At 63.0% G+C, this 13,724-nt stretch carries 17 protein-coding genes; 6 read left to right on the plus strand and 11 right to left on the minus strand.

Annotated features, from left to right (window positions below; genetic code table 11):
- Positions 1–55 precede the first annotated feature (55 nt).
- Positions 56–934: a zinc-dependent peptidase gene (locus tag NHH88_24050; protein USX12735.1), complete on the minus strand. Its 879-nt coding sequence runs from the start codon at positions 932–934 to the stop codon at positions 56–58.
- 118 nt (positions 935–1,052) lie between these two features.
- Positions 1,053–1,637, minus strand: coding sequence for a winged helix-turn-helix domain-containing protein (locus tag NHH88_24055; GenBank protein USX12736.1), 585 nt, complete (start codon positions 1,635–1,637; stop codon positions 1,053–1,055).
- Positions 1,638–2,081: 444 nt separating this feature from the next.
- Between NHH88_24055 and NHH88_24060 the strand changes: the two genes are divergently transcribed.
- Positions 2,082–3,122, plus strand: coding sequence for an OmpA family protein (locus NHH88_24060; GenBank protein ID USX12737.1), 1,041 nt, complete (start codon positions 2,082–2,084; stop codon positions 3,120–3,122).
- Between the two features lie 50 nt (positions 3,123–3,172).
- Positions 3,173–4,051: a YihY/virulence factor BrkB family protein gene (locus NHH88_24065; protein USX12738.1), complete on the plus strand. Its 879-nt coding sequence runs from the start codon at positions 3,173–3,175 to the stop codon at positions 4,049–4,051.
- A gap of 184 nt (positions 4,052–4,235) precedes the next feature.
- On the opposite strand, the gene NHH88_24070 is transcribed toward NHH88_24065, so the two are convergent.
- Together NHH88_24070 and NHH88_24075 are read right to left on the minus strand one after the other, a co-directional pair.
- Positions 4,236–5,426, minus strand: a complete 1,191-nt coding sequence (locus NHH88_24070) for an AI-2E family transporter (protein ID USX12739.1) — start codon at positions 5,424–5,426, stop codon at positions 4,236–4,238.
- A gap of 69 nt (positions 5,427–5,495) precedes the next feature.
- On the minus strand, positions 5,496–5,807 hold the full coding sequence (locus NHH88_24075) for a BON domain-containing protein (protein USX12740.1): 312 nt from the start codon (positions 5,805–5,807) through the stop codon (positions 5,496–5,498).
- Positions 5,808–6,057: 250 nt separating this feature from the next.
- Between NHH88_24075 and NHH88_24080 the strand changes: the two genes are divergently transcribed.
- From NHH88_24080 to NHH88_24090, 3 genes are all read left to right on the plus strand, one after another.
- Entirely contained in the window at positions 6,058–6,507 is a 450-nt protein-coding gene (locus NHH88_24080) for a glycine zipper 2TM domain-containing protein (protein USX12741.1), read from the plus strand.
- A 67-nt stretch (positions 6,508–6,574) separates the two neighbouring features.
- Complete coding sequence (locus NHH88_24085) at positions 6,575–6,727, plus strand: DUF3309 domain-containing protein (GenBank protein ID USX12742.1); 153 nt, start codon at positions 6,575–6,577, stop codon at positions 6,725–6,727.
- A 13-nt stretch (positions 6,728–6,740) separates the two neighbouring features.
- A complete protein-coding gene (locus tag NHH88_24090; protein ID USX12743.1) occupies positions 6,741–7,079 on the plus strand; it encodes a hypothetical protein in 339 nt (112 codons plus the stop codon).
- 39 nt (positions 7,080–7,118) lie between these two features.
- Here the strand turns inward: NHH88_24090 and NHH88_24095 are convergent, their stop codons facing one another.
- From NHH88_24095 to NHH88_24125, 7 genes are all read right to left on the minus strand, one after another.
- On the minus strand, positions 7,119–8,252 hold the full coding sequence (locus NHH88_24095; protein ID USX17414.1) for a patatin-like phospholipase family protein: 1,134 nt from the start codon (positions 8,250–8,252) through the stop codon (positions 7,119–7,121).
- A 40-nt stretch (positions 8,253–8,292) separates the two neighbouring features.
- Positions 8,293–8,652 carry a hypothetical protein gene (locus tag NHH88_24100; GenBank protein ID USX12744.1) on the minus strand — a complete coding sequence of 120 codons (360 nt, stop codon included), beginning with the start codon at positions 8,650–8,652 and terminating at the stop codon, positions 8,293–8,295.
- Positions 8,653–8,663: 11 nt separating this feature from the next.
- Positions 8,664–9,050, minus strand: a complete 387-nt coding sequence (locus tag NHH88_24105) for a phage holin family protein (protein USX12745.1) — start codon at positions 9,048–9,050, stop codon at positions 8,664–8,666.
- 3 nt (positions 9,051–9,053) lie between these two features.
- Positions 9,054–9,356 carry a DUF883 family protein gene (locus NHH88_24110; GenBank protein ID USX12746.1) on the minus strand — a complete coding sequence of 101 codons (303 nt, stop codon included), beginning with the start codon at positions 9,354–9,356 and terminating at the stop codon, positions 9,054–9,056.
- 63 nt (positions 9,357–9,419) lie between these two features.
- Entirely contained in the window at positions 9,420–9,956 is a 537-nt protein-coding gene (locus NHH88_24115) for a ferritin-like domain-containing protein (protein ID USX12747.1), read from the minus strand.
- A gap of 101 nt (positions 9,957–10,057) precedes the next feature.
- Positions 10,058–10,987 (minus strand): OmpA family protein, encoded by a 930-nt coding sequence (locus NHH88_24120; GenBank protein ID USX12748.1) that lies wholly within the window; start codon positions 10,985–10,987, stop codon positions 10,058–10,060.
- Positions 10,988–11,006: 19 nt separating this feature from the next.
- Positions 11,007–11,396: a DUF4398 domain-containing protein gene (locus NHH88_24125; GenBank protein USX12749.1), complete on the minus strand. Its 390-nt coding sequence runs from the start codon at positions 11,394–11,396 to the stop codon at positions 11,007–11,009.
- Between the two features lie 192 nt (positions 11,397–11,588).
- Here NHH88_24125 and NHH88_24130 point away from each other — a divergent pair, with 192 nt between their 5' ends.
- Entirely contained in the window at positions 11,589–13,706 is a 2,118-nt protein-coding gene (locus NHH88_24130) for an AsmA family protein (protein USX12750.1), read from the plus strand.
- Positions 13,707–13,724: the final 18 nt, after the last annotated feature.

Genomic DNA, 13,724 nt, shown 5'->3' on the forward strand with positions numbered 1-13,724 from the left:
GCCGATTACGGCGTGCCGCCTAATCCGCCCTACGTGTCTCCGCAAATATCGACCGCTAATGGGACCAGGTCGGCGTCCAGCCGTAGGCGGGATCTGCCGGCGGTTCGGGCGGCGGCGGGGGCGGCAGCCACTCGCGCGGGTCGACGCGATAGTACTTGAGGAACTCGGCGAACAGCTCGCCGTGGTGCTCGGCCATCTGGTACGGCTTTTCAAAGAAGGTTTCGGTGGCCACGGCGAAAAACTCGGCCGGATTGGTGGCGCCGTAATGGTCCATCACGCTGTGCTGGCGGTACATCGCGCTGTGCCGCAGATTCTGGAAATTGCGCGACAAGACCTCGGCCCACTCGTTGTAGCTGTCCGGGCTGCCCAGGTAGGGGGCGCCGTTGGCGCGGCCGGACTCGCTGTCGAGCTGGTGCGCGAACTCGTGCAGCACGATGTTGTGGCCGTCGGTCCAGTCGTCGGCGCCGCGCCTCACATTGTCCCACGACAGCACGACGCGGCCGTCGTCCCACGATTCGCCCAGCATGCTTTGGTGCCCCGGCGTGACGACGCCGCCCGGGCCGACCTCGGCGCGGCGCGCCACGAACTCGCTCGGATAGACCAGGATGGTGTGCAGCGCCGGGTAGACCTTGGTCGGACGGTTGAGCAACAGCAGGCATGCCTGGCCGGCGATGATGACGGCCATCTCGTCGGTGACCTCGACGCCTTCGCAGCCGACGAATTTTTTCTGATGCAAAAATTGCACGACCAGCCGTTGCAGCTGTTGCTGCAAATCCGGTGTCATGCGGCGGTAGACGGGAATGTTGCGGTGTAAAACGGCTTGCGCCTCGGCCGGCAACGGCCTGGCCAGCACCCTTTGCAGGCGCCAGCGGGGCACATAAAAAGGCAGCGCTATCGCCAGCGCCGTCAGGCCGATCCAGATTAAAGCTTCCATGTGCCGCGCGTCCGTGTGATATCCATTGCTGGCTAAGTGGGGCGGCTTGTCTGCTTTTCAATATGCAAACAGCCGGGCATGCCCGGCTGTCGATGATACACCTGCGGCGGCCTGCGGCTTAGTCGGCGGCTTTTTGCTCCGAAGGGGCCGAACCGAACAGCGCTGCGACCAGCGGATCGCGCATGACCGGGCCGCGGTTGACGCGGATCGCGTAGTGCGTGTCGTCGGCCAGGATGTGGAAATGGCGGCCGCTGCCGGCCATGGCCTGCTCACGGATGCCCGGGCGTTCCTTGCGCGGCGGCGCGCCTTCGCGCTTCGGCTGGACGATCGCGGCCAGGAAGGCGGCGACGCGCTCCGGGTCGGGGGTCAGCTGGTAGACGGCCTTGCCCAGGTAGGTGGCGGTGCCTTCGACATAGCGGGCCAGCTCGATGACGCCGGCTTCGCGCAGGTCGCGGATGTATTTGCGGGCGCCGGACGGCGAGAACTTGAGGAACCAGGCGATTTCGTCGGCGAGCATCTCGTGCATGGACAGCTCGCCGATCAGTTTTTGCATATTTTCGATGCGACGCAGGGTCGCAGAGGTCGAACGCACACGCTCGATCGACGCCATCGACAGCGCCGGTTTGCGGTCCAGAGGGGCCGGGGCCGGACGTTCCACCAGCATCAGCTTGGTGGTCGCCTGCATTTCCGGCGAAGCTTTCATCTCGTTCTGAACCAGATGTTGAGGTTGTCTAACTGCATGCATTTGAACACTCCTTATAACAATTTGCCGAGATTAGTGGCAGCGAGAGGGGGTGGCCTACGGTGTGAAACGCCACAGTCTCTGCATCTGACTCAAGAATGCCTTTTCGTGGCGCACCAGTCTGTGCGGCAACGAACATTAGTGACAGAACGTCAGACTTATTGAACTGTGAACTGATTCCCAGTGCGTTTTTACGTCCTGACTTTCAGCCCTTTAGTCTTCGGACCGTAGTAATCAAGCAAAGGTTTCAATTTTTGTGTACGATTTGATACAGCGCAAGCTTTTGTGCGGTAGCGAACCGACCACATCATGAAAGTTACCTATTCTTCGGTCCAACAGCGGTAAAACACTGCACTGCTGCTGATGAAGCAACAAACCGCCATATTTATCAATCGGGAGCATACTTTGAATAAAACTAAGAAAATCGTCCTCGCCGTCGCAGCACTCTGCGCGTCGTTCTCCGCCGTCGCTCAAGACGCGGTCATCAATCCATCGTGGTACGTCCAGCCGAGCATCAACGGCATGAAGCCTGACAACGACGCATTCGGCGTTGACAAGAAGGGCTACGGCGGCGGCCTGAAGTTCGGTAAAGCCCTGAACCAGAACTGGGACGTCCAGCTGGGCGGCACCTATTCCCGCGCGAAGGAAAACGGCGAGCGCTATCAGCAGCAGAGCCTGGGCGCGGACGCCCTGTATATGTTCTCCCGTAAATCGTTCCGTCCGTTCATCCTGGTCGGCGCCGGCGTCGAGCGCGACAAGTCGAACCTGAACACCTTCGGCGAAATCGCCAAGAACTCGCCGTACGTCAGCGCCGGCCTGGGTTTCCAGGCCGACCTGAACGAGCGCACCAGCTTCCAGGCGGACATCCGCAACCAGCACGCCTTCCTGCGCGGCGATGCCTTCCCGCCTAGCAAAGCGGACAACGTCTACCTGACCGTCGGCCTGAACTTCGCGTTCGCCGCGCCACCGCGCCCTGCTCCACCGGCACCGCCGCCTGCGCCGGAAGCCGTGCAGCCGCCACCGCCGCCAGCACCGGTCGCTCCACCGCCACCACCGCCGGCACGCTTCGAAAAAGTGACGATGTCGTCGACCGAGCTGTTCACCTTCGACAGCGCCAAGCTGAACCCGAACCAGCCTAAGCTGGACGAGATCGCCACCGTGCTGAACGCCAACCCGACCGTCGACAACGTCGTCATCACCGGCTACGCCGACCGTCTGGGCAGCGACAAGTACAACCAGAAGCTGTCCGAGAAGCGTGCCAACTCGGTCAAGGAGTACCTGGTCGGTAAAGGCGTCGCCGCCAACCGCCTGGTCGCCGAAGGCAAGGGCGAAGCCAATCCTGTTGTCACCTGCGACAACAAGAAACGTGCTGACCTGATCAAGTGCCTGGAACCTAACCGTCGCGTCGAGGTCGAACAGATCACGATCGAACGCCGCGTCAATTAATTAATTAATTGAGGAGCCCCGCGACGAAAGTTGCGGGGCTTTTTTTTTATATGAACAAAAACATAGTCTCTGTACTGAAATGCACCGTCTACGAATGGCTCGACCATCGCGGCGGCAGCATGGGCGCGGCGCTGGCCTTCTACACGCTGTTTTCGCTGGCCCCGATCCTGGTGCTGGTGCTGGCGATCGCCGGCTGGTTCTACGGCCCGCAGGCGGCCCAGGGCGAGCTGTTCGCGCAGCTGCGCGGCCTGGTCGGCAACCAGGGCGCCGAGGCGATCCAGCTGGTGCTGGCCGGCGCCCGCAGCAAGGAGGAAGGACGCCTTGCCACCTTGATCGCCGGCGCCCTGCTGCTGTTTGGCGCCACCACCGTGTTCGCCGAACTCAAGGCAAGCCTGGACGCGATCTGGCAGGTGCCGCCGCTCAAAACCGGCACGGTGTGGGACGTCGTCCGCACCCGCTTGCTGTCGTTCGGCATGGTGCTGGTGCTGGCGTTCCTGCTGATGGTGTCGCTGGTGGTGAGCGCGGTGTTGACGGTGCTGGAGAAATACGTGCACAGCGTGTGGGTCAACGCCGGCGATCTGCTAACCGGCATTAACTACGCGATCAGCTTCACCGTGATCGCCGCGCTGTTCGGCGTGATCTTCAAGATGCTGCCGCGGGTAACGCTGTCATGGCACGACGTGACCATCGGCGCGCTGGGCACGGCGGCCTTGTTCTCGTTGGGGAAGTATGCGATCGGCGCCTACATCGGCAACAGCGGCGTGGCCAGCAGCTATGGCGCTGCGGGCTCGGTGATCGCGCTGCTGCTGTGGGTGTATTACTCGGCGCAGATCTTCTTCCTGGGTGCGGAGTTCGCCCGGCAGTACGCGCTGCAGTTGGGTAGCTTGCGGCACCGCCCACCGCCGCAAACCAAAACAGTAACCACGTAGGGCGGATTAGGCGGAACGCCGTAATCGGCCATGCATGCGTCCACGCGACGCATGCATGGCCGATTACGCTGCGCTAATCCGCCCTACGTATTTCCGCGACGGCGCCAGGGTTATCGTTCATAACGGTGTCCGCAAAAAAAGAGGCCGGCGCATTGCCGGCCTTTCGCTATGTTCGGCTGCCAGGCTACTCGCCCAGCAACTCCGCCACCACTTCCATCCCCTCGACCCGCTCGGCGACGACCTTGACGATCACGATCACCGGCACGCCCAGCAGCAAACCCCAGACGCCCCACAACCAGCCCCAGAACAGCAGGCTGACGAACACCGCCGCCGCGTTCATGCGCGCGAAACGCCCCGTCATCCAGGTCGTGATCACCGTCCCGACCAGGGTGGCGATAGCCAGCGAACTCCCCATCACCAGCAAACTCATCTGCAGCGATTCGAATTGCAGGAAGGCGACGATCCCCGTGGCCAGCATGATCAACAAGGGACCGAAATAAGGCATCAAGTGCAGCAAGCCGGCCACGATGGCCCAGGCCCCGGCGTTCTCAAGGCCGATCCAGCGCAGCGCCACCCACATCAGCAGCGCCAGCAGGCCGTTGGTCACCAGAAGCATCAGCATGTATTTCTGGATCGAGGTGTTGATATCCTCGAGAATGTGTACGGTGATCTTCTTCTTCGACAGCGACGGCCCGGTCAACTTCACCAGCTTGCGCTTGAACGTATCGCCCGACAGCAGCAGGAAAAACACCAGGAAGATCACCATCGTGGCCTGGCTCAGGAAACCCACCAAGCCCATCGATCCGGCCCAGACCCAATCCATCAGCGGAAAATCCGAGGCCGGGGCCGGCGCGGCGCGGCGCGAGGCGCGTCGTTCCTGGGCGCCGGCGGTGGCCTGCTGCAATTCGGTGGCGACCGCCTGGATGCGCTGCAGCGCACTGGAGCCGCCATGCAAGCGCTCCGAGACCAGGCGCGACAATTTATGGCCGGCGCTGGGCAGCTCTTCGACGATGGCTTCGAACTGGCCGTGCAGCTTGTCGACCACCAGCGCCGAGCCGCCGACCATGGCAAAAGTGATGAGTGTGGCGCCAACGATGCGCGGAATGTGGCGGCGCTCCAGCCAGCCCATCAATGGACTGAGCGTGTAACTGATCAGAATGCCGAGCAGGAGGGGAACCAGGAAGCCGCGCGACCATTGCAGCGCGTAGACAAAGGCGACCGTGGCGATGACGCCGAGCGCGAGGCCTCGGGCGTTGACATGTAGGGGGATGCGGGGAAGATTACTGAGATCGGGTTCGGCCGCGGGGGACGTACCGGTGGCCACATTGCTGGCCGGAGTTGGAGGAAGGGAAATCTCTACAGGCGGCTGGCTCATGATGACTCACAAAAAAATCCCGGCGCGGCATGCTCGAATGGACGAGCACGGCGCGCCGGAAGATAACGCTTACTTGACGCGGATGTCGTTCTTGACCGAAGTCACGCCTTTGACGCCACGGGCGACTTCGCCTGCTTTGGCGATGTCAGCTGGCTGGGCAACGAAGCCGCTCAGTTGCACGGTGCCCTTGAAGGTTTCCACATTGATTTCGGTCGACTTCAGGGTCGGCTCGTTAAAGATGCTGGCTTTCACTTTGGTGGTGATGACCGAATCGTCAACAAACTCGCCGGTGCCTTCTTTGGTGGACGTCGAAGCGCAGCCAGCGGTGGCCAGCAGCGAGACGGTGAACAGGGCGGTGGCGATTTTATGTGCGATTTTCATGGCGGTTCTCCTTGGAGTTATTAACTAAATGAGTTTGTCAGCCAGCGGGACGTTTGGACATCTCTGCTACCGATGTAGACGTTTTACGTGGTTTCCAAATGGACATCTGTACGGTACCGTACACAGATAAAATTTTGACCCGGGACAGGCTCCACGGCCCCCACTCCCCTCTTGGCAACCTTCGTGCGAGACCGCACAGACCCACCGATGCCGCCTGACTATTCTGGAATCACATTTTCAGGAGAACAACATGAACCACACAAAAACCCTGGCTGCATTGATGATCGCCGGCACCGCCGTCTTAAGCGGCTGCGCCAGCACCAACAACGCGCCGCAACAAGTCTCTTACCAGAATCAAAACGAATCGGCCAGCTACGGCACCATCGAGTCGATCCAGATCAAGCAGGCCAAGGCCGGCACCAGCGGCGCCGGCGCGGTCGCGGGCGGCCTGGTGGGCGCGTTGCTAGGTAACCAGGTCGGCTCGGGCAGCGGCCGCGCCGCCGCCACCGTGGCCGGCGCCGTCGGCGGCGCCGTGGTCGGCAACACCGTCGAGGGCAACCGCAACGAAGCGAAAGAGGAATATCAGATCAGCGTGCGCATGGACAACGGCGACTACCGCATGGTGAACCAGGACAGCGTGTATGACCTGCGCGTCGGCAACCGCGTGCGCCTGGTCGATGGCCGCCTGTACCGCTACTAATCCGGTTGGACAAGAGCGCACCTAAAACGCGCAATTAAGACTAACTATACTAATTAAGGGGAACACCATGGGCACCATCATTCTGATTATTCTGGTCCTGGCGTTGATCGGCGCGCTGCCGACCTGGCCGCACAGCCGCAACTGGGGCTACGCGCCCAGCGGTATCACCGGCTTGATCGTACTGATCCTGCTGGTCATGCTGCTGACGGGCCGATTGTAAGCACAAGGAGGACATGATGACTCGTTTTCATCACATTGCGTGCGGCCTGGCGATGGCTTGCGCGGCGATGACTGCGCAGGCGCAGGACAACACGCCGCCGCAGAACGTCCAGCTGCAACAGCAGGAAATTGCCAAGGGCGATCCGGCGCGATGGTACAAGGAAGACGCCACCAGCGCCGAGCAGTCGCGCACCTTGCGCAAGGAAATCGGCGCCGCGCTGGCCGAATCCACCAATGCCTGCAAGAAGGGCCCGGCGAGCGAACGCGATGCCTGCATCCGCGAAGCGCGCGAGACCTACAAGCGCGACATGGAGAAGGTGCCGCAGGTTCTCGCAGAGAACAAACGGCAGTAGTCGTCGAAATGAAGTCGGTACACGGAGCCGCCTGAGCGATCAGGCGGCTTTTCCATGTGCGCCGGCCGGCTTGGCGGCGGGCAGCGGTGGCAGCTCGTGCACCACCAGCGGCGTGTCCTCGGACACGAAGGTCAGCCAGCCCGCCGCCTGGACGGCACGCATGCCGTCCTGATAGCCCTGGTCCCAGCGCCACTCGGTCGAGCCCTTGGAAAAATTGATGTCCTTGGCCGCCATATTCCAATCCCGGCCCGCGTATTCCAGACGCACCACATGCAACGTGGTGCCGCAGCCCAGTTCGGCCAGGTCCTGCTCGCCCTGCTCCGTTTGCGCATGCCCGGGCAACGCGGCGTACAGGCCGCGCAGCTTTTGCTGCATCTTGTGGCGGGCCACGTAATCGTCCAGATGGCGCTTGGAGCGCGAGGCGAAGGTGACATCTTTCTGCCTCGTCTGCACTTCGTCCAGTGTGGTGGGTTCCTCGCCGTCGGCGCTCCACAGGTCGACCATGAAGCACAGGGTATCGACCGGCGCGGGATCGTCCAGCACGGTCTCGAGCGGCGTGTTGGAGTACAGGCCGCCGTCCCAATACAGTTCGCCGTCGACGCGCACCGCCGGGAAACCGGGCGGCAAGGCGCCGCTGGCGCGGACGTGGTCGACGTTGATGTCGAGGTCGCGGTTGTCGAAGCTGCGCAAGGTGCCGCACGTCACCTTGAGCGCGTTGACGGTCAGGCGCATGCCTTCGGGGCCATTCAGGTAATCGAAGTCGATCAGGGAATTCAGCGTCCCGCCCAGCTCGGTGGTATCGTAGAAGCTGGCCTCCTCGGGCGCGACGGCCATGCCGGCGGCAAAGGAGCTGAACAGACGTGGCTTGAAGAAGCCGGGCACGCCGCGTAGCAACGTGTCCCAGGTTTGCATCAGAATATTGGAGCGGCGCTGCGCGTCGGGCAGGCGCGCCATGTCGAAGGGGTCGCGGTGCGACACACCTTCCCAGAACTGGCGCAGACGCGCCAGCCGGGTTTCGTGCGGATTGCCGGCCAAAATGGCGCCATTGATGGCGCCGATCGAGGTGCCGACGATCCAGTCGGGCGCCAGGCCATGCTCGTGCAGGGCCTGGAACACGCCGGCTTGGTAAGCGCCCAACGCCCCGCCCCCTTGCAGCACCAGCACTATGCGCATGCCCGAGGGGTTCAGTTTGTTGGACGTCGGACTCAAGGCGCTAGTCCGCGGCGCGCTTGCGGCGCATCAGCCAGGCAGTGCCCAGCCCCAGCACCGCGGCCACGCCAAGCGCAGGCTTGACCAGCTTCTTGCGGGCAATGAACGACCCCACCGTCAGCGCGTACGGCATCAGCGCCTTGTAATTGAAACCACTGAGGCCGCCCGGCTGCAGCAGCCCGCCAAGACGGGCTTGCGCCAGTCCGACGGCATGGTCCACCGCGCCATGAAACAACGCATCCGGATGCAGCGCGTTGGCCACGAGGGCCTTCGAGTGCACTACCTTGATGCGATACAACTCGCCTTCGCGGATCAGCCGCTGTTTGTCAGCGTCGAATGCCGCGCTTTCCGCGTCTTTCGTCATATGCGCTCCTCTTACAACAGCATGTCGCGGTCGGATTTCAGTTCAGCCATGGTGGCGGGCATGCCCAGCTTGCCGCTGCGGATCAAACCGCGCGCGTACACCATGAGGCCGATAGCGAGCAGCAGGAAGACGCCGGTCATAATGGGCAGGATCGTCCAGCCCAGCGCATCCCACGCCAGATAAGCAATCGTGACGGTGGCATAGGCGAGCGCGAAACAGCCCGCCACCACCGCCAGCGCGAAAGCCAGCACCAGATGCATCAGGTGATTGCGCACCTGAGACAGTTCCAGCGCGGCCAGTTCCAGCCGCGTCAGCAGCAGGCCGATGCTGTTGCGGGCGATGTTGCCCAGCGACGCGATCAAGCCTGGCGGACGTGTCAACTCGTCAGCTTGCGCCATGGATTACTTGCGGCCGATGATGACACCGATCAGCAGGCCCACGGCTGCCGCGCCGGCGATCGAGCGCCATGGGTTTTCTTTGACGTAAACGTCGGCCTGCTTGGCAGCTTCCTTGCTGGCGGCCAGGGCGCTGATTTGCGCGTCGTGGGCCTTGGCCAGCGCGGTGTCGAGCGCGCGCATGCCGCGGCCGCGCAATTCTTCTGCCTTCTCACCGGTCAGGGCGGTGGCGGCGGTAAACAATGCTTGCGCATCTTTGACCAGAGTTTTCACGTCGTTGTTCACGGTAGAGATATTTTGTTCCAGCATGATGGAGCTCCTATTATGGTTGTGAGGTGTGAAAACTTTACAGCAAAATCAGAATGTTAGTCGTTATTCAAGCAAATCGCGCATATCATCGGCGTGTTCTTCTTCCACAGCCATGATGCTGATCAAAAGATGGCGCGTTGTCGGATCGGTATCGCCGATCTGTTCGATCATCTGGCGGTACGATTCGATTGCCACGCGCTCGGCGATCAGGTTCGAGCGGATCATCGCTTGCACGTCTTCCGAAGCATCATACTCGGCATGGCTACGGTCGAGCAATGTTGCAGGATTGAAATCAGGTTGGCCGTTCAGCTGAACGATGCGTTCGGCCAGCGAATCGGCGTGTTCCTGCTCCTGCTGGGCGTGCTCGAGGAACTCGGCCTTGATCGGACCGTTCTGCAAACCGCTGACCGTATAGTAGTGACGCTTGTAACGCAGGACGCAGACCAGTTCGGTCGCCAGCGCCTCGTTGAGCATCTTGATGACGGCGGTGCGGTCACCCTTGTAGCCGGCGGTTACCGGACCGTCCTCGAGATTGCGGGCGGCGGCGCGGATGGCTTCTCTATCGATGCCTGCCGGTTGGGTGGGGTTGGATTCAGCCATGATATTTTCCTTAAAAAAGTACAGAAAGTCTTGCTAGCGGGCCCCTTCAGGCGCCACGCCGGCGCTAACCGGCGGCGGCGACCGAGGCCGCGCTCCCGCCATTAACGGCGGTTAGCGATCGGCGCGCCGTTTTGCGACAGCACGATTTCAACGCGACGGTTCAGCTGGCGGCTGCCGGCATCGTTGTTGCTGGCGACCGGGAACGCTTCGCCATAGCCACGGGTGGAAACCTTGTCGGCTTTCACGCCCAGGCCGATCAACGCGTTACGCACCGATTCGGCGCGGCGCTGCGACAGCTGCAGGTTGTGCGCCGACGAACCGGTGGAGTCGGTAAACCCTTCGATCAAAACGGCGCTCTGTGGTTCCTGCAACAGCACGTCGGCCATCTTTTGCGCGGTGCGCATGCCTTCGGCACTGAGCTCGGCCTTGTCGGTATTGAACAGCACGTCGCTCAAAGTGATCACCAGGCCGCGCTCGGTTTGCTTGGCTTGCAGGTCGGCCAGCTGCTGTTGCAGCGCGGCGCTCTTCGATTGTTCTTCACGCACGCTGGCGGTGGCCGCCTCGGCCTGGCGGCGGGCTGCGTCGGCGTCCGCTTTGGCTTGGTCCGCGCTTGCCTTGGCTTGCTCTGCGCTCATCTTGGCCTTGTCGGCTTCCTGGGTGCGCTGCTGCAGGCGGATTTCGTCGCGCTGGCGGCCGGCGTTCGCTACGTCGGACTCGGCTTGCTTGCTCTTCGCCACTTCCTGGGCGACGGCGATCTTTTGCTTGGCCAGATAGGCCAGCTTGTCGATCGCTTCCACGCTTTCCTTCTTGTCGGCGGCGGCGTTGGCGCGGTCCAGCGCCTCGGCGGCGGCCTTGAACTCGACCGGCGCGTTGGTCGCGACCGATGGATTGCTTTGTGCGGCCGAGAAGTCGCCACGGGTCTGGTCGAGCAGGCTGGTGGTGGTCGGCGCGGAGCTGCAAGCTGCCAGCATGATCGACATCGCCAGCACGGTTGGCATGACGCTCAGTTTTTTCAGGTTCAGTTGTTTCATGATGATTCCTTCGTCTCTATTATTGGGTGGTGGTGCTATTGCGGTTCAACTCTTCGCGCAGCACGCGGATGCTTTGTTGCAGCTCGTCGGCGGCGGCGGTGGCCTTGGTCGAATTAGCCTTGCTCTGCGCCAGCTGGGCGTCGGCCTGGGCTTGCGCGGCCAGATCCTGGGCGGTCTTGTAATCCTTGTTGGCCAGCGCCTGGTTGGCGCGCGCCATTTTTTCACGGGCCGATTGCATTTCGGCCGGGGCCAGCTCTGCCGCACCGGCGGAGGTGGCGTTGGCCACGGCGGCGCGCGATACGGCGACGTCGGCGGTGGCGGGGGTTTTGTTGCTAGCGCAAGCGGTCAGGCCCAGCAGCACTGCGGCGCCGCAAATCATGGTCAGTCTTTGGTGTAAGGTCGTCGTCATTATTGTTCTCCTTGAAAGTTTGTGTGGACAGGTAACGTTATAGGCCGTTGCCTGCGGCGCTTCAGTACGCTGCCGCACATTGAACAGGGGGAGCCGCCCGGGCGGCCACAGAGGGTGCGCCAGCGCACAACCGGGGCCGCTTGCGCCGCGTAGGGTGTGTAAAATGCCGTTACCAATAAGAAAGGCCAACCGATGACCCCGCAGGACCAGAACCGCAGCTCCCCCGCCACTTCCAGCCCACGCCGCCTTGCCAGTCGCACCCGCATTTGCCTTGCCGTCGCCGGCGTGGTGGTGGCAGTTCCCGTCGTCGCGGCCATCGTGCTGGCGACCTACGACTGGAACAAGGCGCGTCCCTGGCTCAACGACAAGATCAGCGAAGCGATCGACCGGCCGTTCGACATTCGCGGCGACCTGTCGCTGACGTGGCAACAGCAGGGACTGTCCGGCGCGGACCGCACCTGGCGCGACTACCTGCCGCTGCCGCACCTGGTCGCCAAGGACGTCCACGTCGGCAATCCTGCCGGCATGCGGGCGCCGGAGGAAATGGCCAGTGTCGGGGAGTTCGCCTTCGGCGTCGAACTACTGCCGCTGCTGCAGCACAAAATTTCAATCCCGGTGCTGCGCTTCAATAATCCCACCGTGCTGCTGCAGCGCGATGCCGACGGCAAGAACAACTGGACCTTCAAGCAAGCCGACAAGCCCTCGCCGTGGAAGCTCGACCTGCAGCGCGTGGTCTTCTCCAAAGGTTCGGTGCACTACATCGACGCCGTGACCCATGTGGACGCCACGGCCGCCGTCGACTCCATCAACGCCGATCCGACCTACGGCGTGTCGTGGAAGCTGCGCGGCAAATGGAACAATCAAACCATCACCGGCAGCGGCAAGTCCGGCGCGGTGCTGTCGCTGCAACAGCAGACCGTGCCCTTCCCGCTCGCCGCCAGCCTGGACGTGGGCGGCACCCGCATCGCCGTCGAGGGCACCCTGACCAAGCCCAGCGCGCTGACCGCGCTCGACATGCGCCTGAAGATTTCCGGCCCCAGCATGGCGCGCCTGTACGGCATCACCGGCGTGCTGCTGCCGGAGACGCCCGCCTTCGCCACCGAGGGCCATCTGACCGGCAACATCGGCGCCAACGCCAGCCACTGGATCTACGACAAATTCACCGGCCGCGTCGGCAACAGCGACATCCACGGCAAGCTCGACTACCGTTCCGGCCAGCCGCGTCCGGTGCTGACGGGCGCCGTGGAATCGAAGCTGCTGCAGTTCTCCGACCTCGGGCCGCTGGTCGGCGCCGACTCCAACGCCAGCAAGCAGGCGCGCGGCGTTGAGGCCGTCCAGCCGGGCAACCGGGTGCTGCCGGTCGAGACCTTCAAGACCGAGCGCTGGACCGCGCTCGACGCCGACGTCAGCTTCAAGGCGCAGCGCATCACGCGCGATGGCGGCCTGCCGCTCCACAACCTCGACACCCTGATCCACATGAAGGACGGCGTGCTCTCGCTGACGCCGATGAACTTCGACATCGCCGGCGGCCGCTTCACGTCCAACATCATGCTCGACGGCAGCGGCAAGACCAATCCGAACGCCATCCGGGCCGAGCTCAAGGCCGGCGCGCGCAAGCTGCAGCTCAAGCAGCTGTTCCCCACCATCGACGGCATGCAGGCCACCGTCGGCCAGGTCAACGCGGACATGTCGCTGTCGGCCACGGGCAACTCGGTGGCAAGTTTGCTGGGCTCGTCGAACGGCGAACTCAAAGGCGTGATCAACGAGGGCAGCGTCAGCAAGCTGCTGCTGGAGGAAATGGGACTCAACCTGGGCAATGTCGTGCTGACCAAGCTGATCGGCGACAAGCAGGTCAAGCTCAACTGCATGGTGACGGACTTCAGCGTCACCAACGGGCTGATGCAATCGCGCCTGTTCGTGGTCGACACCTCCGACGCCAAGATCGACGTGGCCGGCACCGTGAATCTCGAGAACGAGAAGCTGAACCTGACCTTGCGGCCGGACGCCAAGGGCGTGCGCGTGATCTCGCTGCGGGCGCCGATTTATGTGCGCGGCACCTTCAAGGACCCTGACGTGAGCATCGACAAGGGCGTGCTGGCGATGCGCGCCGGCGGCGCCCTGGCGCTGGCGGTGGTGGCGCCGGTCGCGGCGATCCTGCCGCTGATCAACGCCGGCCCGGGGGAAACGACCGGCTGCGAAACCCTGCTGGCGCAAGGCGGCGGCAAGCCGGTGGCGCCGCCGCCGGGCCAGACCTTGCGGGAAAAGCCCGGCAAAAACGCCCAAAACGTTAAGCCGCAACCTAAAGGGTAACAAGGTGTTTCAATGTGC

The organism is Oxalobacteraceae bacterium OTU3CAMAD1, assembly GCA_024123915.1.
GTDB lineage: Bacteria > Pseudomonadota > Gammaproteobacteria > Burkholderiales > Burkholderiaceae_D > Rugamonas.